The 19,005-nt window shown below is 69.9% G+C and carries 15 protein-coding genes and 2 pseudogenes; 8 read left to right on the forward strand and 9 right to left on the reverse strand.

Annotation, left to right across the window (positions count from 1 at the left end; genetic code table 11):
- The first annotated feature begins 63 nt into the window (after positions 1-63).
- From FREUN1FDRAFT_RS19495 to FREUN1FDRAFT_RS19510, 4 genes are all read left to right on the forward strand, one after another.
- Positions 64-1,266: a PLP-dependent aminotransferase family protein gene (locus tag FREUN1FDRAFT_RS19495; protein WP_006541866.1), complete on the forward strand. Its 1,203-nt coding sequence runs from the start codon at positions 64-66 to the stop codon at positions 1,264-1,266.
- A gap of 11 nt (positions 1,267-1,277) precedes the next feature.
- Positions 1,278-2,237 carry a D-alanine--D-alanine ligase gene (locus tag FREUN1FDRAFT_RS19500; RefSeq protein WP_006541867.1) on the forward strand — a complete coding sequence of 320 codons (960 nt, stop codon included), beginning with the start codon at positions 1,278-1,280 and terminating at the stop codon, positions 2,235-2,237.
- A gap of 194 nt (positions 2,238-2,431) precedes the next feature.
- Positions 2,432-3,397, forward strand: a complete 966-nt coding sequence (locus FREUN1FDRAFT_RS19505) for a beta-ketoacyl-ACP synthase 3 (protein WP_006541868.1) — start codon at positions 2,432-2,434, stop codon at positions 3,395-3,397.
- Positions 3,398-3,447: 50 nt separating this feature from the next.
- A complete protein-coding gene (locus tag FREUN1FDRAFT_RS19510) occupies positions 3,448-4,182 on the forward strand; it encodes a DUF427 domain-containing protein (RefSeq protein WP_006541869.1) in 735 nt (244 codons plus the stop codon).
- 106 nt (positions 4,183-4,288) lie between these two features.
- Here FREUN1FDRAFT_RS19510 and FREUN1FDRAFT_RS19515 read toward each other — a convergent pair whose 3' ends face one another.
- Complete coding sequence (locus tag FREUN1FDRAFT_RS19515) at positions 4,289-5,509, reverse strand: lipase family protein (RefSeq protein ID WP_006541871.1); 1,221 nt, start codon at positions 5,507-5,509, stop codon at positions 4,289-4,291.
- 619 nt (positions 5,510-6,128) lie between these two features.
- Here FREUN1FDRAFT_RS19515 and FREUN1FDRAFT_RS19520 point away from each other — a divergent pair.
- On the forward strand, positions 6,129-7,244 hold the full coding sequence (locus FREUN1FDRAFT_RS19520) for a hypothetical protein (protein ID WP_006541872.1): 1,116 nt from the start codon (positions 6,129-6,131) through the stop codon (positions 7,242-7,244).
- A 261-nt stretch (positions 7,245-7,505) separates the two neighbouring features.
- Here FREUN1FDRAFT_RS19520 and FREUN1FDRAFT_RS19525 read toward each other — a convergent pair whose 3' ends face one another.
- Positions 7,506-8,525, reverse strand: coding sequence for an NADPH:quinone reductase (locus FREUN1FDRAFT_RS19525; protein ID WP_006541873.1), 1,020 nt, complete (start codon positions 8,523-8,525; stop codon positions 7,506-7,508).
- A 134-nt stretch (positions 8,526-8,659) separates the two neighbouring features.
- On the opposite strand from FREUN1FDRAFT_RS19525, the gene FREUN1FDRAFT_RS19530 reads away from it, so the two are divergent.
- Positions 8,660-9,700: a GlxA family transcriptional regulator gene (locus FREUN1FDRAFT_RS19530; RefSeq protein WP_006541875.1), complete on the forward strand. Its 1,041-nt coding sequence runs from the start codon at positions 8,660-8,662 to the stop codon at positions 9,698-9,700.
- Here FREUN1FDRAFT_RS19530 and FREUN1FDRAFT_RS48095 read toward each other — a convergent pair.
- From FREUN1FDRAFT_RS48095 to FREUN1FDRAFT_RS39945, 7 genes are all read right to left on the reverse strand, one after another.
- Complete coding sequence (locus FREUN1FDRAFT_RS48095) at positions 9,637-9,774, reverse strand: hypothetical protein (protein ID WP_369809806.1); 138 nt, start codon at positions 9,772-9,774, stop codon at positions 9,637-9,639. The two genes, FREUN1FDRAFT_RS19530 and FREUN1FDRAFT_RS48095, sit on opposite strands and share 64 nt — an antisense overlap.
- Before the next feature lie 89 nt (positions 9,775-9,863).
- Positions 9,864-10,874: a ketopantoate reductase family protein gene (locus FREUN1FDRAFT_RS19535; protein WP_006541876.1), complete on the reverse strand. Its 1,011-nt coding sequence runs from the start codon at positions 10,872-10,874 to the stop codon at positions 9,864-9,866.
- 268 nt (positions 10,875-11,142) lie between these two features.
- Entirely contained in the window at positions 11,143-12,006 is an 864-nt protein-coding gene (locus FREUN1FDRAFT_RS19540; protein ID WP_006541877.1) for an SDR family oxidoreductase, read from the reverse strand.
- A 171-nt stretch (positions 12,007-12,177) separates the two neighbouring features.
- Positions 12,178-13,578: an aldehyde dehydrogenase family protein gene (locus tag FREUN1FDRAFT_RS19545; RefSeq protein ID WP_006541878.1), complete on the reverse strand. Its 1,401-nt coding sequence runs from the start codon at positions 13,576-13,578 to the stop codon at positions 12,178-12,180.
- A 149-nt stretch (positions 13,579-13,727) separates the two neighbouring features.
- Complete coding sequence (locus tag FREUN1FDRAFT_RS19550; RefSeq protein WP_006541879.1) at positions 13,728-16,304, reverse strand: ABC transporter substrate-binding protein; 2,577 nt, start codon at positions 16,302-16,304, stop codon at positions 13,728-13,730.
- Positions 16,305-16,308: 4 nt separating this feature from the next.
- Positions 16,309-16,809 carry a hypothetical protein gene (locus FREUN1FDRAFT_RS19555; RefSeq protein ID WP_157475044.1) on the reverse strand — a complete coding sequence of 167 codons (501 nt, stop codon included), beginning with the start codon at positions 16,807-16,809 and terminating at the stop codon, positions 16,309-16,311.
- A 145-nt stretch (positions 16,810-16,954) separates the two neighbouring features.
- Positions 16,955-17,623 carry a glycoside hydrolase family 16 protein gene (locus FREUN1FDRAFT_RS39945; RefSeq protein WP_006541881.1) on the reverse strand — a complete coding sequence of 223 codons (669 nt, stop codon included), beginning with the start codon at positions 17,621-17,623 and terminating at the stop codon, positions 16,955-16,957.
- Positions 17,624-18,492: 869 nt separating this feature from the next.
- Here FREUN1FDRAFT_RS39945 and FREUN1FDRAFT_RS46515 point away from each other — a divergent pair.
- Positions 18,493-18,597: pseudogene (locus FREUN1FDRAFT_RS46515) on the forward strand (hypothetical protein); the annotation flags it as partial.
- A gap of 85 nt (positions 18,598-18,682) precedes the next feature.
- Positions 18,683-18,976: pseudogene (locus FREUN1FDRAFT_RS19570) on the forward strand (YihY/virulence factor BrkB family protein); the annotation flags it as partial.
- Between the last annotated feature and the right edge of the window lie 29 nt (positions 18,977-19,005).

Consider the following 19,005-nt stretch of genomic DNA (forward strand, 5'->3'; position numbering starts at 1 on the left):
GCCGGTGGACAGCACAGGCCCACGCGATCGCTGTGGGGGTCCTACGCGAGCCGGGCATCCGGGATGCTCGCCTCCGAGGTCCGGGCCCTGTTCGCAGTCGCGAGCCGGCCGGAGATCGTCTCCCTCGCCGGCGGCATGCCCGCCGTCGACGCGCTCCCCCTCGAAGCAGTCGCAGCCACCACGTCAGACCTGATCACCCGACGCGGGGCCGTCGCGCTGCAGTACGGCTCGGCGCAGGGCGACCCGCAGCTGCGGGCCCGGATCTGCGACGTGATGGCCATGGAGGGCATCACGGACGCCCACCCGGACAACGTGGTGGTGACCGTCGGCTCACAGCAGGCGCTGGACCTGCTCACCAGGGTGTTCATCGACCCCGGGGACGTCGTCCTCACCGAGGGCCCGACGTACGTCACGGCGATCAACACGTTCGCCGCCTACCAGGCGCGGGTCGTGCATGTGCCGATGGACGCCGACGGGCTGAGCCCGGAGGCGCTCCGGGAGACCCTGGCCCGGCTCGCCGCTGAAGGCTCCCGGGTGAAGATGCTCTACACGGTGCCGACGTTCCAGAACCCGAGCGGTGTCACCCTTACGCTCCCGCGCCGCGGCGAGGTGGTCGAGGCGTGCCGGCGAGCTGGGGTGCTGGTGGTCGAGGACAACCCGTACGGGCTGCTCTCGTTCAACGGCGATCCGATCCGCGCGATGCGCGCGGACGCCCCAGACGATGTCGTCTACCTGGGCTCGTTCTCGAAAACGCTCGCGCCGGGGATGCGGGTCGGCTGGGCGCTGGCGCCGCCTCCCGTGGCAGCCCGCCTGGTCCTCGCCGCAGAGTCCGCGATCCTGTCGCACTCGATGTTCACCCAGCTCACAGTCGAGCAGTACCTGGCGACCCAACCGTGGCCAGAGCAACTCAAAGCCTTCCGGGAGATGTACCGGGAACGCCGGGACGCCATGCTCGAAACCCTCACCGAGACCATGCCGGCCGACAGCACCTGGACCCGGCCGGACGGCGGGTTCTTCATCTGGCTCACGCTGCCGGAAGGCCTCGACGCGAAGGCGATGCTGCCCCGGGCGATCGCCGCACGGGTCGCCTACGTCCCCGGAACCGGCTTCTACGCGGATGGCTCCGGCCGAAACGCGATCCGGATCTCCTACTGCTATCCGCCACCGGACCGGGTCCGTGAGGGCGTGCGCCGGCTCGCCCGGGTGTTGCGCGCCGAGCTCGACCTACGCGACACGTTCGCCCCCCGCCGTCCCAACGACCAGTGAAGGGCACCACGATGACCGACCTGGGACGTGTGCTCGTCCTCGCCGGAGGCCTGTCCGTCGAGCGGGAGGTCTCACTGAGTTCGGGAAGCCGGCTCCACGAGGCGCTGAGCCGCATCGGGGTCGACACCGAACTCCGCGACGTCGACGACGCGACCCTGACCGCACTCGCGGGAGACCCGCCCGCGGTCGTGATTCCTGTCCTGCACGGGACCTCCGGGGAGGACGGCACGATCCGTGAGGTGCTCGACCTGTACGGTCTGCCGTACGTCGGCGCGGAACCAGCGGCGTGCCGATCAGCGTTCGACAAGGCCGCCGCGAAAGCGACCGTCACCGCATCCGGGATCAGCACCCCGCGGGCCGTCACGCTGCCCCGTGAGGCGTTCCACGATCTGGGTGCGGCCCAGCTCATCGACCGTGTCGTGGGCCGGCTCGGCCTGCCGCTGGTGGTGAAGCCCCGCGCGGGCGGGTCGTCGTTCGGAGTCGGCCGGGTCGAGGAGGCTGGGCAGCTCGCCGAGGCGCTGATGGCCTGCTTCGGCTATCACGACTGGGCGCTCATCGAGCAGGCCGTCACCGGCGTCGAGATCGCCGTCGGTGTCGTGGACACCGGCAGCGGTCCGATCGCACTGCCTGCGGTCGAGATCGAGCCGGTGACCGGCCCGTACGACTACGCCGCGCGGTATACCCCGGGCGCCACCACCTTCATCACCCCAGCCCGGCTGCCCGCCGCGGTGCTCGACGCCGCAGCGGCAGCGGCCGTCGCGGCCCACCAGGCGCTCGGGTTGCGTGACCTGTCCCGCACGGACCTGATCGTGGACGCCGCCGGGGTTCCGCAGTTCCTGGAGGTGAACGTGGCGCCGGGGATGACCGACACCAGCACCTGGCCGATGTGTCTCGAAGCCGCCGGGCTGGAATTCGGGGTGGTGTGCCGGGACCTGGCGGCAGCCGCGCAGAACCGGTCCCGGCATCACTGACCGGCAGGCGCGGTCCTTCGACCGCGCCGACCGCACCGACCGCACCGACCGCACCGACCGCACCGACCGCACCGACCGATCACAATAGGTATTGAACTGACCCCGTAGAGCCACCCAACCGAACCCCCGAGCGGTGATTATTTGGCGTCCTATATTTTTATGGCCGCCTAGATTGCGGATCTTGAGGGGGACATATGGCGGACGGTGTCAGGCACGCGGCGCGGCCGACCGGAACCCGGTTGCTGGGCCTCGGGGCCTACCGCCCGGCACAGCTGATCACCAGCGAGGAGCTGGGCCACCGCTTCGGCCGCACGGCCCAGTGGATCGAGTCCCGCACCGGTTTCGCGACCCGACGGGTCGCCACGGCGGACGAGACCGTGCCCAGCATGGCGACCGTCGCCGCGCAGGAGGCGGTGCACGACAGCCAGGTGTCCGCGGCGGAGATAGACCTGGTCATCGCGGCGACCTGCAGCACCGACGGAACGGGTGGCGTCGCCGCCGAGGTCGCCGCCGCGTTGGGCGCTCCGCACGCGGGGGCCCTCGACCTCAACGCCGCCTGCGCTGGCTTCTGCTACGCGGTCGCGGCGGCGTCGGACGCGGTTCGGGCCGGTTCGGCGCGCCACGTCGTCGTCGTCGCGTCCGAGAAGATGACCGCGCGGGTCGACCCCGACGACCTGGGCACGTCGATCATCTTCGGGGACGGGGCCGGCGCCGCCGTGATCGGCCCGGGCGGCGACGACGCGATCGGGCCGGTCGTCTGGGGTCACGACGGCTCCCAGTCGTCGCTCATCCGGATCGACGAGACCACCGGCCGGCTACGGATGGAGGGCCAGGCGGTCTTCCGGTGGGCCGTCTCCACCGCCCTCGACGTCGCGCTCGCCGCCTGCGCACGTGCCGGGATCTCCCCCGCCGACCTGGCCGCCTTCGTCCCGCACCAGGCCAACCTGCGCATCGTGGACGCCGTCGCCGCCAAGATCGGCGCGACCTCGGCCGTGGTCGCCCGCGACGGCGCCGACTGCGGAAACACCTCGGCCGCCTCCATCCCGCTCGCGCTGCACGGGCTGCGCCGCCAGCGCGCGGTCGCCGCGGGGGATCTGGCGCTCCTGGTCGGCTTCGGCGCCGGGCTGAGCTGGGCCGCCCAGGTCGTCCGCATGCCCTGACAGGTACAAGCGCTGTCCTGCGGACCGGCCCGGCTGACACACTTCAGGCCATGAGCCTCACCGCTGCCCAGGGGCCGCTGGGCCCGACGCCCGCCGGGCGCTTCTCCGCCCCGGTGCCCTCCGGTGTTGTCTACGTCGAGCCGCACCCGCGCCGGGTCCAGGCCGTCCGCGACGGCCAGAAGGTGATCGACACCGAGGCGGCGGTGCTCGTGCACCGGTCGATGCGGCCGCTGGCCTACGCGTTCCCGCTCGACGTGGTGGGCACCCTGCCCTGCGAGCCGCTGCCCGAGGCTCCGGGCTATTTCACGATCCCGTGGGATGCCGTCGACGAATGGTGGGAGGAGGGGCGCCGGCTCGTGCACTACCCGGCGAACCCCTATCACCGGGTCGACTGCCGGCCGACGACGCGCCGCCTGCGCGTCGAGGCCGCGGGTGAGGTCCTGGTCGACACGTCCGACACCGTGATCCTCTTCGAGACCTCGCTGAACGCCAGGCTCTACGTGGATCCGGCGCACGTCCGGACCGACCTGCTGCGACGCAGCGGCACCACGAGCTACTGCAACTACAAGGGCCACGCCACCTGGTGGACCGCCGTGGTCGACGACACCGTCATCGCGGACGTCGCCTGGAGCTACGACGAGCCGCTGCCCGAGAGCCTGCAGGTCGGCGGCTTCCTGAGCTTCGACCCGGAGGTCTGCACGGTCACCGCCGAACTTCCACTCGGGTCCGTCATGCCGGAGAACATGTGCGACGGCTCGTGCGCGGTCCCCGTCCGCGTGGGCTGACCGGCTCCCCCGCGAAGCATTCCCTGGAAACACAGATGGTGTACCGGGCCGACAAGCGCGGCCGGCCCGGCACACCATCTGCGATTAGTGCTGACTGTCTGCCAGATCAGCAGGACCGGCTGAAGGGCTTGTTGGCGAAACGGTCGGCGAGGAAGTTCACGGAGTCATCCTGGGAGGTGAAGATGACGGTGGCGTGCTCGCCGAGATAGTCCTTCCAGCGGATCGGTGCGCCCGCCGCGCAGTAGGTGTCCTTCAACGCCACGCCCTGCGGCCGCGCGACCAGTTCATCGATCGGCCAGGCGTGCCACATGAAGGTCGGAACCTTCGGCGCGACCGCGCCCAGCTTCTGCTCGTTGAGACGGGTCTGCCAGGCCACGGTGTTCAGCGGGTTGGTCGTCGTGTAATCGCTGATCTTCCGGAACGGGTAGATGATCAGAGATTCGACGCAGTCGTCACTGAAGTCGCCGAAGAACTTCTTGCCATTGGCGTTGAGGTAGCTGTCCAGGTCCAGTTCGGGATAGGCGGCGTCGAGCCCGAGCGCGGCCATCGCCAGGACGGCGAAACCGAGGCCGCCGTCAAGCTGCTTGGAGACCGCGAGCAGATCGGCGGGAATGCCGCCGGCCGAGATGGCCTTGAGGTTGAGCTCCGGGGCATAGGAGGGCTGCAGCTCGCCGGCCCACGCGGCGGCGCCGCCACCCTGCGAGTAGCCCAGCAGGCCGACGGGGTTCGCGGTGCTCAGACCGGTCTCGGGCAGCCGCTGGGCGGCGCGCACGATGTCGAGGACCGCGTGGCCCTCGGAACGGCCGACGACGTAGGTGTGGACCCCGGGAGTGCCCAGACCTTCGTAGTCGGTCATCGTCACGGCGTAGCCCTTGGCGAGCGCCTTGTCGATGAAGCCCTGGTTCTGGGCAACACTGACCAGCGGGTTCTTCGACGGGGCGCACCCGTCGCCCAGGCCGACGGTGCCGGAGCCGAGCGAGACGATCGGCATACCGACCGGGCTCTTGCCCTTCGGCACGTAGATCGTGCCGGAGACCGCGTTCGGCTGCCCCAGCGCGTTCTGGGAGCGATACAGGACGAGGTACGAGCTCGCGTTGCCGGAATCGGCCTGCTTGCGATACCAGATCACGTCACCGGGATTGCCTGCGGGCAGTGGGGACGGCGGGGTGTAGAAGGCGTCGCCGGCCGGACCTTCGACAGCGGCCGCGGCGGGCGTGGCGCCGACTGCCGGGAGCACGACGCCCAGCGTGGCGAGCGCCAGCGTCGCCACAAGTGAGCCGATCTTCGTTCGTGACCAGAGCCCTCGGCTCGATAAGGAGGGGCGCATATCGATCAACCTTCTTTCGTCGTCCTGGTAGCGGCGCGACAAGGCCCGTTACCGATTCCCGGGGTTAGGAAAGCTCCGGACAAAAAGGCGGCCGAGCACCGCCGTCCACCAAGTTACCGATGGGTGTTACCTACCGGTAGGATCCGGACCGTAGCAAGTCGGACGACGTTTGCCCATACCGAGACCGGAATCACGTCTCGACGCGTCCTCGACAGCGGTCTCCACCTACCCGGCTCCCTGGGCCACCCGACCGGCACGCAGCCTTCCGACGGCCCGGCGAGCGAACGGTTTTCCCAGCTCAGCAGGTATCGACCGCTTGCCGCCCACGCCCGGCGGCGGCAGGTCAGGGCCACGCCGAGGACGGATCCCGCGGGGTCCCGATGCGATTCGCCGACCGGCACCAAGGTGGTGTTCCAGTCGGAGCTACCGGGCGACGCTGACGTCAGATGCGGGCAGACCACCAGTCGACGGGTGCTCCCGTTGACGGTGTTCCACGCTCCTCGGGGCCCAGTTCTCCCCACTCCTGCACAACCGGCCCCGAAGTTTCGCCGCGCATGATCCCCTTAGGTGACATGTGTCTTACTCAGTGCGCTCACACGGAGACGGGGGTCTGACCGGAATGCACGAGCACCTGACCGGGAACGTCCTGGAGGCCGACTACCTCGTCGACCTGTCCAACGTCGTTCGGCGACCGGGGCCGCGAGGCCCTGGCCTCTACCGGCTTGACCAGGTCATCGACGCGCTGGTCGCCCGGGACCACGACCCCGATGTGATCCTCTATCTCGTCGCCGACCGGAGCCTGCCCCATGCCGGGCTGCCGCACGCGGACACGCGCACGCTGCGGGACTGGGAGCAGGCAGGGCTGCTCGAGCTGCTCGGCGACGCGGACGTCCGACTGCTGGAGCTCGCGGAGCTCACCGGGCTCAGTGTCATCACCCGGGACCGCTACCGCGGCCATCGCACCGAGTTCCCCTGGCTGCAGGGCAACAAGGACCAGTTCATCGAGCCGTTCATCGAGCGCGACGAACACGACGGCCACCACGGGTACCACGGGCCGGACGGGCCCGACGGGCGCCTGCTCCTTCGCGACGTCGACATGGGGATCGTGGACGACTGGAACATCTCCCGTTATGCCGAACACGACATCCTGAAAAAGCAGGGTGTGCTGACCCGGTTCGACGTCCTCGAACGCGCGTGGCGCTGCCCGCACCACGCCTGCACGCTATACGACCTCAACCACGGCAACTTCGTGCTGATCCCGCGGATCCGGGCTGGCGAGCCGACCTGCGAGCTCCACGGCCGGCGGCTGGTCGACGAAGGCCCCCGACCCGGCGCGGCCGCGATGAAGATCCTCGTCGACCGCAGGTGCGTCGACCGGTTCGTCGTCCCTTCCGGTACCGAGGTGGTGGTCGGCCGAGCGCCGGTGGACGGCTACTCTCTCGACCCCTGGCTGGCCAACCACGAACGCCTCAAGGTCAGCCGTCGCCATTTCGCCCTGTCGTTCGCGGACGGGAACCTGACCATCCGCGACGTCAGCACGTACGGCACCCACCTTCAGCTCGCGCCCGGTGCCCCGCTGACGGTGCTGCGCGGCACCGAACGAATCCTGGGCGTGGGCGAGAAGGTGCGGTGCACCCGCCGGATCGCCCTCACCCGCAGCGGCCGCCGCTTTCCGCCCGAACTACGCACGAAGCGCGCCCAGGTGGCGACGGAAGACAACGAGGCCACCCAGTGACGCGCCGCCGGCTGCGAACGTCGAGGAAGTAACGACGTCCGCCTCCGGCTATCGGATGCGCTTTTCCTGGCCGGCCCAGGCCTTCTCGCGCAGCACATATTTCTGGATCTTGCCGGTGGACGTCTTCGGCAGCTCGGTCGGGCGCGGCGGCGGAGTCGACGACCCGCACCACGCAGGAGATCATGGCGACGGCTCCAGGCTGTTGAGGCGTCCTCCGCGAAGTGCCTCGCCGGGAAGACGACTTCGTTCTGGATCTTCCGGCTATTGGGTGACGTCGACGAGGACCTTTCCGACGGCGCCTGTCTCGACCACGTCGTGCGCGGCGGCGGTCTGATCCAGTCGGAACCGGTGCAGCGGGAGACCGGCGTCCGCCCCTACGCGCAGGGCGCCGGCTGCTGCCGCCGCTGTGATGTCCTTGACGGCCTGAAGCTTGGCCGTGTCGGGCATGGTGTAGACGAGGATGAACTGCAGGCGGGTGTTCGACATCATGAACGGGCGAACCGGGACGGTCAGCTGCTCCTCGCCCGTGTGGGCGTAGATCACCACGACTCCGTTCGTGGCCAGGACCTGCTGGTTGAGCTCGGCGTTCGCGCTCGGGCCCACCTCGACGACAATGTCGACGCCGTCGGGCGCGGCCTTGCCGATCGCCTCCGCCGCGTCGGGTTCGCGGTAGTTGACGACATGGTGGGCGCCTGCGGCGGCGGCCAGCGCCGCCTTCTCGGAGGAGCTGACGGTGGTCACGACGTTCGCGCCGGACCAGCGGGCAAGCTCGATCGCCGCGTGTCCGACCGCGCCCGCGCCACCTGCGACCAGCACGGTCCGACCGGACAGTGTCGACGGTCCGAGCGCGGCCGGTCCCTCGGGATGGACGGTGAGGGCCCGGTGCGCGGTCATCGCCGGGATGCCCAGGCTGGCCCCGAGATCGAAGGAGGTGCCGGCTGGCAGCGGCACCGCCTGGCGGGCGGGCAACACGATCTCCTCCTGCGCGGTGCCGTCAGGCCGGTGCCAGGCTGCCTCCCAGATCCACACCCGTTCCCCGACCCGGCCGGGATCAACTCCGGCACCGACAGCGTCCACGACACCGGCGCCGTCCTGGTTCGGGACGAGGCCGCTCGGTGGGACCGGTCCGTGCCCGCCACGTCGGGCCCTCCAGTCCGTCGGGTTCACCCCCGACACCGCGACCCGTACTCGGACCTGTCCCGGTCCCGGCTCCGGCTGGGGACGCTCCACCAGCCGGAGCACATCCGAATCGCCGGCGCGTTCGTACACGATCGCCCTCATCGAGCTCGTCCTCTCATCGGCCTCAGGTCCAGGCCGGTCCATGGCGTGCTCCGCGGCGCGCCGTGGAGTCAGGATGCCCCGGCCAGGACTCGAACATGAGTGGCTTGAAAGTCACTGCTCGATAGGATCTGGCCATGCATCGCGTCGCCGTTCTCGCACTTGACGGCGTCATCCCGTTCGAGCTCGGCATACCCGCCCGGGTCTTCGGGGCGGCGGTCGGGCCGGCCGGAGAGCCGCTCTACGACGTCGTCGTCTGCACTGTCGACGGAGAGCCCGTTCGTACGGCCGCCGGCTTCACCATTGCCGTCGATCACACGGCTGAGATCCTCGGCACCGCGAACACCGTGGTCCTTGCGCCGGTCCATCCGCAGCACGCCGACTCGTTCCCAGGGGCCGGATCGGACGAGCCGGACGAACGGAACAGGTTCGACGACCCGCGGTCGGTCGCACTGGTGGCCACGGCCCTCGCCAGGGTCACGGCGGGCACGCGGCTCGTTTCGATCTGCACGGCTTCGTCCCTGCTCGCAGCCACCGGGTGGCTGGACGGACGCCGAGCCACCACCCACTGGCTCGAAGCAGAGCGCCTGGCCCGGATGTATCCCCAGGTGACCGTTGACGCCGACGTCCTGTTCGTCGATGACGGGGATGTGCTGACGTCGGCGGGTGCCGCGTCCGGTATCGATCTGTGCCTGCACCTCGTCCGTCGCGATCACGGCAGCGAGGTCGCGAACCGCGCGGCCCGCCGCTGCGTCGTGCCGCCCTGGCGTGATGGCGGGCAGGCGCAGTACATCGAGCGCCCTGTACCGCCGTCCTCCGGGACCAGCACGGCCAGCACCCGGGAGTGGATGCTTCGTCGCCTGGGCGAGCCGACCAGCCTGTCCGAGCTTGCCGCACACGCGCACATGAGTGTGCGGACCTTCAGCCGCAGGTTTCGGGACGAGGTCGGGCTCCCGCCCGGTCAGTGGCTGACCGGGCAACGGGTGGAGCGGGCCAGGCATCTCCTTGAGAGCAGTGACCTGCCGTTTGACGAGATCGCCCGGCACACGGGCTTCGCGACCGGGATCTCGCTGCGCCAGCATTTCCGAACCGCGACGGGCGTCTCACCCACCGCCTACCGGCAGACCTTCCGTGATCGCGATGGCACCGGCGTTCTGACCGCGAGGGAGAACAGGTGACGCAGGGCCAGCGCGGTGGCGCATTCCAATGCCGCAGAGGAGGACAGGCCGGCGTCATGATGGTTCGGCACCACACAATTGTCACCGGGGATGGTGAAGCTCTGGCCCGTTCAGGCGCGGTTTGAGGGTCTGGGGTGGGTCGGGCGTTCGCGACGCGGCGCCGTCACGTCCGCGCTGGAAGTGCCGCCAGCTCGGTCACTTCCCGCAGAGTGCGGGTTCCGGGCGGCAAGCGGCGTGCGTCCGCCTCGCCGAGCACCCGCTGCAGTGCGGCGTTGACCGGGGTCGGGACGCCGTGCAGCCGGCCCAGCAGCACGATCTCGCCGTTCAGGAAGTCGGCTTCGCTGGGAACACCGCGGGCGAAGCTCTGCCAGGTGGACTGCCGGCCCGGCACGACACCCGAGTTCGGATCGATCCCGAACGTGGAGAGGTCCTCGGTGCGTTCCGCGGCGGTGTCGGCGATCGCGAGACCGGCGGCCTCGAACACGGCTCGGGCTTCCGCGACGAGGCGGTGGCCGAGGGCCGACCGCTCGTCGTCGTCGTCGCCGGCCAGGACCTCCAGCCCGTTGCGCACGCTGTGCAGCAGCTTCGCCGCCTTCCAGCGGGTGACGTCGTCCGTGAGCTGGACGATGTACCCGGCACGGCGCAGGTCGGCCGCGACGCCCTCCAGGGCCGGGTCGGTGCCACGCGGTGCGCCACCGACGGTGAGGACGCCGACCGCGCCACTCGCGCCCGAGCGCACCTCGCCGACGTTGTGGTAGTGGGCACTGGTGAGGATCGTGCCGCCGAGCACCCGCGCGAACCGGCGCAGCGCGATGCGGTCGGCGTCGAGGCCGTTCTGCAGGGTCAGCAACGGAAGCTCGGCCGCGGCCCCCGGCCGGCCGTCGAGGTCGACCGGCCGCCACGCCCAGGTGCGCACGGCTGCCTCGGCGTCCTGCACCTTCGTGGCGAGCACGAGCAGATCACCGCCGCGCAGGTCCACCTCGTCGGGGTCTGCCGCGGTGGACACGCGCACGGTCCGCGGTTCGCCGTGCCGCACATACCGCAGGCCGGCTTCCCGTATCCGCCGGATGTGCTCTCCGCGGCCGACCAGCACGTGGTCGATGCCCGCTCCGGTGAGCTGGGCGGCGAGCATGGCGCCCACCGCGCCCGCCCCGATGATGATGTAACGCGTCACGTGGCGGAGGTGGTCGTGCTGACGTCGATGACACGCCGCCTGGTGCACTGCGGCCGCAGCTGCGAACCCATACCTGTGATCATCTGCCAACAGGGCTGCGACGTCCAACGACGAAGCCCGATGACGACCCATCACCGTTTCGGATCGATAGGGCTCGGGCGGCGGTGGCCGGCCAGGTCATCGCCTGACCGGCCACCGTCCGAGCCTGTGCTCAGCGGCTTCGGTAGGGCTCAGCGGCTTCGGTAGGGCTCAGCGGCTTCAGTAGGGCTCAGTGCAGCGGGTTCTTGGCGGGAACGGCCGCCGACATGTCGGTGATCTCCGCCCAGCGGTCGGCGACCTCGGCCGGCGTCGGGGGCTGCTCGAACTGGACGCCGGCGTTCTGGAACAGCTGGACCCGCTGCACGAGCCCACCGCCGAGAACGAGGACCGAGCCGGTGTCGGTGCACTCCTCCGTCACCAGCTGGGTCACGACGGGCGCGACGAACGCGGTCGAAAGCTTGGCGAGAACGTCGGCGGAGGCGATGTCGGCGGTCATCCGGGTCGCGGCGATCGGGGCGATCGCGTTGGCGGTGATGCCGTACTTCGCGCCCTCGATCGACAGGGTGTTGATGAGACCGACCAGGCCCATCTTCGCGGCGCCGTAGTTGGCCTGGCCGAAGTTGCCGAACAGTCCGCTTGTCGAGGTGACCACCACGATGCGTCCGTACCGCTGCTCCCGGAAGTGCGGCCACAGCGCGCGGGTGATGTTGTAGCCGCCGTACAGGTGGACCTGGATGACGGCGTCCCACTGGGTGTCGGTCATCTTCGCGTACGAGACGTCGCGCAGGATCCCGGCGTTGCTGACGACGCCGTGCACGGCCCCGAAGGCGTCGATGGCCGTCGCCACGATCGCGGCCGCGCCCTCGGCGGTGGCGACGCTGTCGTAGTTGGCGACCGCCTCTCCGCCGGCCTCCCGGATCTCGGCGACGACCTTGTCCGCCATCTCGGAACCGGCACCCGACCCGTCCCGGGCACCGCCGAGGTCGTTGACGACAACCCGCGCTCCGTTCGCGGCGAGCAGCAGGGCGTACTCCCGGCCGAGCCCGCCCCCGGCGCCCGTGACGATGACTACGCGACCGTCGACTCCCGACATCCCATCCTCCTGACACCCACGCCCCCGAACGCACCACTGCGTTCTGACCCGGATGTTAGTTTCTGGGCGTCGAGCAGGTACCGGAGCAGCGGCGCACAGCACACCAACCACACCAGCCACACCAGCCACACCAGCCACACCAGCCAAGCCGACCACACCGGCCACGCCGGATCAGAGGAGCCTGCGCAGGAGGCGTCGCGCCCGCCGCGTGTACGGCGGGTAGACGAACCGGAGGTCCGGCCGGTTGCTCCGCGCGAGGACCGCCTTGCGATGGCTGAGCGTCTGGAAGCCCCACTCACCGTGGTAGGCCCCCATGCCGCTGGCGCCGACCCCGCCGAACGGCAGCGACGGGACGAGACAGTGCACCGCGACATGATTGATCACCGCGCCACCGGCGGGGACCTGTTCGACGACCCGCCGGGCCAGCGCCCGCGACCGGCTGAACACGTACACCGCGAGCGGCTTGTCGCCGCGGTTGACGTACCGCACCGCGTCCTCGACCGAGCCGACGCCGAGGACGGGCAGGATCGGGCCGAAGATCTCCTCCCGCATCAGCGGCTCGTCGGGCCCGGGATCGACGACGACGGTCGGTTCGATCGTCAGCGCCGCCTCGTCGACCCCGCCACCGCTGACGATGGTGCCCTTGGTGGACAGCAGATAGCCGGCCAGCCGGTCGAACTGACGGGCGTTGACGATGCGCAGCCCGCCGGCCGCACCGGCGCGGAACTCCGCGATCGTGGCCGTGATCCGCTCGAGGAGCCGGTCCTTGACCCGCTCGTCGACAAGGATGTAGTCCGGCGCGATACAGGTCTGCCCGGAGTTCATCAGCTTCACCCAGACGACGCGGCGCGCGACGACGTCCAGGTCGGCGTCCGGTGCCACGATCACCGGGCTCTTGCCGCCGAGCTCCAGGGTGACCGGGGTAAGGGTGGCGGCCGCCCCGGCCATGATCTTGCGGCCGATCTCCGTTCCGCCGGTGAACAGCGCATGGTCGAAGCCGGCAGCGAGCAGCCCCTGGGTCAGCTGCCCGTCGCCTTCCACGACCTTGACGGCGTCGGCGTCGAGGTACTCGGGGATGAGCCGGGCGAGCAGAGCGGACGTCGCCGGGGCCAGCTCGGACGGTTTGACGACGACACAGTTGCCCGCCGCGACCGCGGCAACCAGCGGCGCGAGGCACAGGTAGACGGGGTAGTTCCACGGCCCCACGACGAGCACGACACCGAGCGGCTCGTACTGGACCCAGCCGGCCCCGGGCCACTGGTGCAGCGGAAGCCGCCGGCGGCGCCGGCGCATCCACGACCGCAGGTGCCTGCGTGCGTAGACAGCCTCGGCCCGGGAGGACCCGATGTCTGCGAGCCATGCCTCCATCTCGCTGCGTCCGAGATCCTGCTCGAGCGCGCCCGCGAGGTCGCTCTCCCGCTCGTCGAGCAGCCGGATGACGGCGTCGAGCTGGGCCAGCCGCCAGGCCACCGGCCTCGTGCGGCCGGTGGCCTGCAGGGCACGCAACGAGGTCACGAGCGCCGTCGGGTCCGGGGGCCCCGTGAGGTCATCGGCGAGGTGGTGGGTCGTCATGGGGAACTCCGGGGCGAGGAGGTCATATGGCCGGGCAGCACACCATCCAGTTCATCATCCGGCCTGGCCTGCGCCGCCGACCACTCGCGCGTCGCGGGCCAGTGACGGCCTCACCGCCGACCCTGCCCCTTCGCCGAATCGTGTCGAGGTCACGCCGCGGGGGTGCCTCGGGCGGTTCGCGGCACCACCCCGAGGGCGGCGACATCGATCTGGCCTATTGCTCGCAACGGGTACACGTTGGTGGTCCGCTCGCTGGTGACCCTGAGCTCGACGATCTGGGCAACGGGCAGCACGATCGCGAGATCGAGCATCTTCCTGTTCACCGCCTCCCAGGCAGGCCGGGCGAGATCCGGATCGGTCTGCTCGCTGGCTCGGTCGATGAGCCGGTCCAGATCGGGACTCGTGAACTGGGTGGCATTCGAGTTCTCGCCCTCGGGACGGTCCGAGTGGAAGGCCCAGAAGTATCCGTAGGGGCTGACCACGAGCGGTTCGATTCCCGACCAGACGAGGCCCCAGCCACGCTGCCGCGCGATATCGGGTCCCCACCCGAAGATCGCGTCGTACTCGGACGGCTCGACCACCTGGATGTTGACGATGATGTGGTACTTCCGCAGCGACTCGGTCAGCGCCATGGCGATCTTCATATTCCGGTTGTCGGACATGGTGCGGGTGCGACGGACGGGGACGGTGACGGAGAATCCGTCGGGGTGCCCGCAGGCGTCGAGCGCGATCTGCACCCGACCGCCGCCATAGGGGTACCGCCCGGCGAGGGTGTCAGCGGGCAGCGGGGTCAGAACCTCGCGGACGGCGAGAGATCCCGCCGGTCTCGCCGCCTCCTGGGCACCTCCGAGCGCGTCCACCAGGCGCTTGGTGTCAGTGGCGCGGAAGATCGCTTCCCGGCAGTGGATGTTGTCGAGCGGCGCGACCGAGGTGACCACCGAGAGAAACCATGAACTGGCGTCCGCCATGACGTCCGAACGCTTCATTATCTCCGGGATGTCCGTCCTGGTCAGGATCTCGCTGCGCGTCGGGTCCACAACACCGGAATGACCGATATCGATGTCGGCGTCGCCGTTGATGACGGCCCCGTCGACCGCGTCCTGGTCGGGGAGCACCCGGATGACGATCCGGTCCGGCAGGGCGGAACGCGCTCCGTCGGCCTTCCGGTCCCATCGCGCGTTGCGGACGAGCACGGCCTCGGTGCCGGGGTCGAGGGACTGCAGCCGGTAGGGCCCGGTCGACGCCGGCCGCTTCCCGTAGGAGGCGCCGGTGTCCCGGCCCAGCCGCGGAACGGGGGCGGTGACCGGCAGGGCCATGTACCGGTCCCAGTCGGCGCACGGCCGGGAGAGATGGAAGACGATAGTCCGGTCGTCCGGCGTGCTGATCGAGCTCAGCCGGCCGCCCCCCGGTGCCTCGAACGGCCCCGGGTACTGCGCGCCGGCCGGAAGCAGCAGCCGCCGGAAGTCGCGGACGTCCGCGCCGGGCAGCCTGCGACCACCGAGGACGGTGTTCGAGGCGAACGAACGTTCGACCGCGTAGCGGACGTCGTCCGCGCGAACCGCTGTCCCGTCGTCGAACACCAGGCCGGACCGGAGCGTGTACGTCCAGGTGGTGGCGTTGTCGGTGGGTGTTCCGGTCGACTGGGCCAGATCGCCGACGAGATCGGGAGGTTCGGTGCCAGGGCCGGACCGGAAGGTGACCAGAGTCCGGTTGAGTTCTCGTTGCAGATTGACGCCCAGCGGCGAGTCCGCTCCGATGGCCGGATCCAGCGAGGTGAGGTGGAACCGGTCCGTTTCGGCTGACAGAACCATGCGCAGCTCACCTCCGGCACGGTTCGACCTGTTCCGAATCGATGGCGACGTCTCACCCTGGCCGGAGGGCACGACGAGAACAGCACAGACCAGGGCGGCCAGCGTCACCACGCACAGCCCGCCCCGGAACGCGCCCCGTCTCGCGACCAGGGCACGGACTCGCGGACTTGCCGCGATGACGTCGCGCATGGCCGTCGCCTGCAGGTCACCACCGAGGGCGCCGTCGCCCCGGCGCACGTATTCCCGCACAACGCCGACGACAGCCCGCCGCTGGCGGATCTGGACCGGGCCGCCCGAAAGCCCACGGACAGTCGGCGCGGTCGACGCGGCGGCCTGGTCGACATGCACGTTGATCGCGCGGGCCCGGTTCGACGCCAGACCGTCGACGTCGGTCACCCGCCCACTCCATGTGACGGGTTCGGGCCGCGGCATGGACCTGGAGAAGCCGGTGATCGTCACCCGGTCGAGCCGCCGGAGACGACGACTCGGCCGCATCGCGTTCCGGGCGAGGACGCGCCCGATCCGCCGGCGGGCCGCTGGGCTCAGCCGTCCCCGGTCGACGACCAGAAGCGCAACGTCCAGGGCCTCGTCCTGCCAGGCCACTTTCATCGGGACGTCCAGTGCCTCGGTGTCCGACGAGGTCTCCGACCGCCCGCGGCGCCGACGCTGTCGCTGGCGCCGCGGCGGGAGCGGCAGGTGGAACCACAGCTGGTGGTCGGCCGGCGCCGACCTGTCCGCGGCGACCACGGCCCGGGTCCGGCCGGCGCCCGGCTGAGCGTCAACTGCGCCTCGCAGGCAGTGCAAGGCGGTCAGCACCTCCCGAGCGGAGATCACGAAGGCCGACCGACGCGGCGCGGCCACCGGATCCGACCGTTCGGCGTCCGTCAGCAGCAGCCGACCCACACCACGGTGCATGCCGCTACTCCGCTCGGCGGGCGAGAACGACCGACACCTGCGTCGTAGCCTCTCCACCGGCCGTCAGCAGCGCCTCGACCACCTTGCCGGCGCCCGCCGTGAAGGTGAGGCCGAAGGTCAACTCAACGGACTGGACGCCCAGCTGACCCGGCTCCGGCGAGCCGATCGGCCGCCGCGCCAGTTCCGTGCCGAGCCGCTCCGCCACGGCCCCGATCTGGGCCGCGATCGCGTCGGCGGTGGCGTTCAGCACAGCCTCTCCCAGCACGGCGACCCGATTCCGGCGGGGGCCGTCCGGCTCGCCGCTCGCGGACTGGAACGAGGTCGACTCATCCAGCCCGGAATCCTCCTGGGCAGCCCGGAGAAGAACTCCGACCTCAAATTCGGCGACATCTTCCCGCGCGGACGGAGCACTGTTCTCGTGCTTGCCGGCAACAGCCATGTCATCCCCCGTAAACAACACTGATAGAAACAGCACTGGTAGTCGGAAACCAGCGGCGATGCGCACCGTGCGGGGTCGTCGTATCCCGCCACCAATCACCCGGTTGTATGACACCTGCGGCGGTACGGCGGACTGTCCGTCGGTCGGCCGGGGAGGTCCTGCCGACCGACGGACAGGAGAAGAGAACTGCGGCGCCAGAGGTTCGGTGGCGCTAGAGGTTCGGCGGCGGAGGGTAGACCTTCACCCAGTCCACCTGGAGTTCCACTCCCGCGCTGGCGGAGCCGTCGGTCCGGCAGGGAATAAAACCGTGGTACATCTCAGGGGCGCACTCGTCGAGCTGCAGTGTCATGTGCAGCGGCCCGGTCGACGGTATGAGGGCCGGCAGCGTGATCTGCCAGGTGGGCGTGCCGTCAAGATAGTAGGTGAGGCCATTCGGGAGCCAGTCGACGGCGACGGTGTGCCAGGTGGTGAAGTCCGCGGTCAGACCGTGCTGCAGCCGAAGGTTGTCAGGCCCGTTGTGGATCGAGTGAATGGCCTTCTGCCGGTCCGCAGCGGGTATCTCGACCAGATCGACCTCGCCGTCCTCGGGCCAAAGGCTGTTGTTCTCCGGCCAGAGCAGGATCGCGACGCCGAAGCCGGCGCCGGGCGTCACCCTGAAACGTGCCTCCCACCGGCCGTACTTCTGATGGAAGGAGCGATCCGAGACGCCTGAACCGATATCGACCCCGCCTGGCCCGGTCTCGCCGCGCAGCCGCAGGACTCCACCGGCGATGCTGGTCAGGCCGGAGCTCCGCCGCGGCGGAGTCTTCGGATAGTTGTAGACGTACCACCGGCCGGTGTTCGTGTCGAAGTTCTCCGTGACCGGCGCACCCCACTGCACGCTCGCCCCACCCCCGGGTGCCTGCGTAGGGACGCAGGAAGCCCCGGAAATGCCGACAGCGACGGCCAGCCCGAAAACAAATCTTATTAACCTTTTTCGCCCTAGCAAGATCTCCCCCGTATGGATCTGTGTGGGCAGCTCAGCTGACTCTTGCCCCTCCAACCGGCTACTGGACCCCAATGCCCCGGTAGCGAGCGGAATGACCGAGCAGCGACTCAGGCCCGCAGCGTACACCTTTGCACCACGGTTCGTCCTACCGCACGCCGGCGACTACCGGGAGATTCCACAGAAAATCGTGGCCGGGCCATCGGGCCCGCCGCGGCAAACCCCACACGTATGACAATGCGCAAAGAACCGGTATCCGCATCCCGACCGAGACACCTCACGCGGCAGGCCCGAGAGGCCACCGCACTCCGGCCCCCCCCGGCTCCGGTGGAGAGATCCTCGATCGACCTCAGCCGACGGTCCTCCGGCGGGCGCGCTGAACAGCCGGGCTGGGCGCAGGAATGGCGGTCACCAGATCCGCGACGGATAGCCAGACGGTCTCCGGATAGCAGCCGTTTAGTCCTAATGCCACTTAGCCTAAGTTGATCTTCAGGGTTGCGCTGTGTCGGTGCTGGGTGTTTGTCCTGGTTGCCGGCATGATCGCGGCCTGTGGCAGATGATCGCCCGGTCGTCGACGGCCGGTTGACGGACTGGATCTCACTCGGTGTGCTGACCGCGTTCGTATCCCGGGACGAGATCGACGAAGCGATCGAGGTGACCGGGAAAGCCGCGAAGCGGGTGGGTGGATGGATGGATGGATGGATGGGTGGGTGGGTGGGTGGGTGGGTGGGAAGATCCCACCCCGGGTGGTCGTGCTGTTCGTGATGGCGTTGGCGTTGTTCGGGGACGAGGACTACGAGGAGGTCGCGGCCCGTCTCGCGGGAACGCTCGCGGACTCGGGCCGGTTCGAGGAGGGCTGGGAACCGACCTCGGGAGGGTTGACCCAGGCACGCGCCCGGCTCGGCCCGGAACCGTTGGCACACCTGTTCTCCCAGGTCGCCGGGCCGGTCGCGGACCGGCGGTCTCGCCGAACAGGCCGGAAAGGCCCTCGGCCTCGGCGTCGCCGCACTAACCGCCTGGTCCTACGCGAAGTGGCCGGTGTTGGTCCTGCTCGTGATCATCATGATTGCCCTGCCGTACTGGTCCGCGCCCAACGTCCGTGTCCGCGGCTTCCGTTGGCTCACGCCGGGCAGCGCGCTCGCGGTGGTCATCTGGCTGGCAGCCTCAGCCGGATTCGGCCTTTACGTGGCGAACTTCGGCTCCTACAACAAGACCTACGGGACGCTCGCCGGCGTCATCATCTTCCTGAGCTAGACACTTGACGCCAGCGACCGGAG

The organism is Parafrankia sp. EUN1f, assembly GCF_000177675.1.
Classification (GTDB): Bacteria; Actinomycetota; Actinomycetes; order Frankiales; family Frankiaceae; genus Parafrankia.

Excerpts from the sequence above, each read along its gene's own strand:
- FREUN1FDRAFT_RS19495 (WP_006541866.1), top strand. The coding sequence starts at position 64 with ATGCTCGCCTCCGAGGTCCGGGCCCTGTTCGCAGTCGCGAGCCGGCCG.
- FREUN1FDRAFT_RS19500 (WP_006541867.1), top strand. The coding sequence starts at position 1,278 with ATGACCGACCTGGGACGTGTGCTCGTCCTCGCCGGAGGCCTGTCCGTC.
- FREUN1FDRAFT_RS19505 (WP_006541868.1), top strand. The coding sequence starts at position 2,432 with ATGGCGGACGGTGTCAGGCACGCGGCGCGGCCGACCGGAACCCGGTTG.
- FREUN1FDRAFT_RS19510 (WP_006541869.1), top strand. The coding sequence starts at position 3,448 with ATGAGCCTCACCGCTGCCCAGGGGCCGCTGGGCCCGACGCCCGCCGGG.
- FREUN1FDRAFT_RS19515 (WP_006541871.1), bottom strand. The coding sequence starts at position 5,509 with ATGCGCCCCTCCTTATCGAGCCGAGGGCTCTGGTCACGAACGAAGATC.
- FREUN1FDRAFT_RS19520 (WP_006541872.1), top strand. The coding sequence starts at position 6,129 with ATGCACGAGCACCTGACCGGGAACGTCCTGGAGGCCGACTACCTCGTC.
- FREUN1FDRAFT_RS19525 (WP_006541873.1), bottom strand. The coding sequence starts at position 8,525 with ATGAGGGCGATCGTGTACGAACGCGCCGGCGATTCGGATGTGCTCCGG.
- FREUN1FDRAFT_RS19530 (WP_006541875.1), top strand. The coding sequence starts at position 8,660 with ATGCATCGCGTCGCCGTTCTCGCACTTGACGGCGTCATCCCGTTCGAG.
- FREUN1FDRAFT_RS19540 (WP_006541877.1), bottom strand. The coding sequence starts at position 12,006 with ATGTCGGGAGTCGACGGTCGCGTAGTCATCGTCACGGGCGCCGGGGGC.
- FREUN1FDRAFT_RS19545 (WP_006541878.1), bottom strand. The coding sequence starts at position 13,578 with ATGACGACCCACCACCTCGCCGATGACCTCACGGGGCCCCCGGACCCG.
- FREUN1FDRAFT_RS19550 (WP_006541879.1), bottom strand. The coding sequence starts at position 16,304 with ATGCACCGTGGTGTGGGTCGGCTGCTGCTGACGGACGCCGAACGGTCG.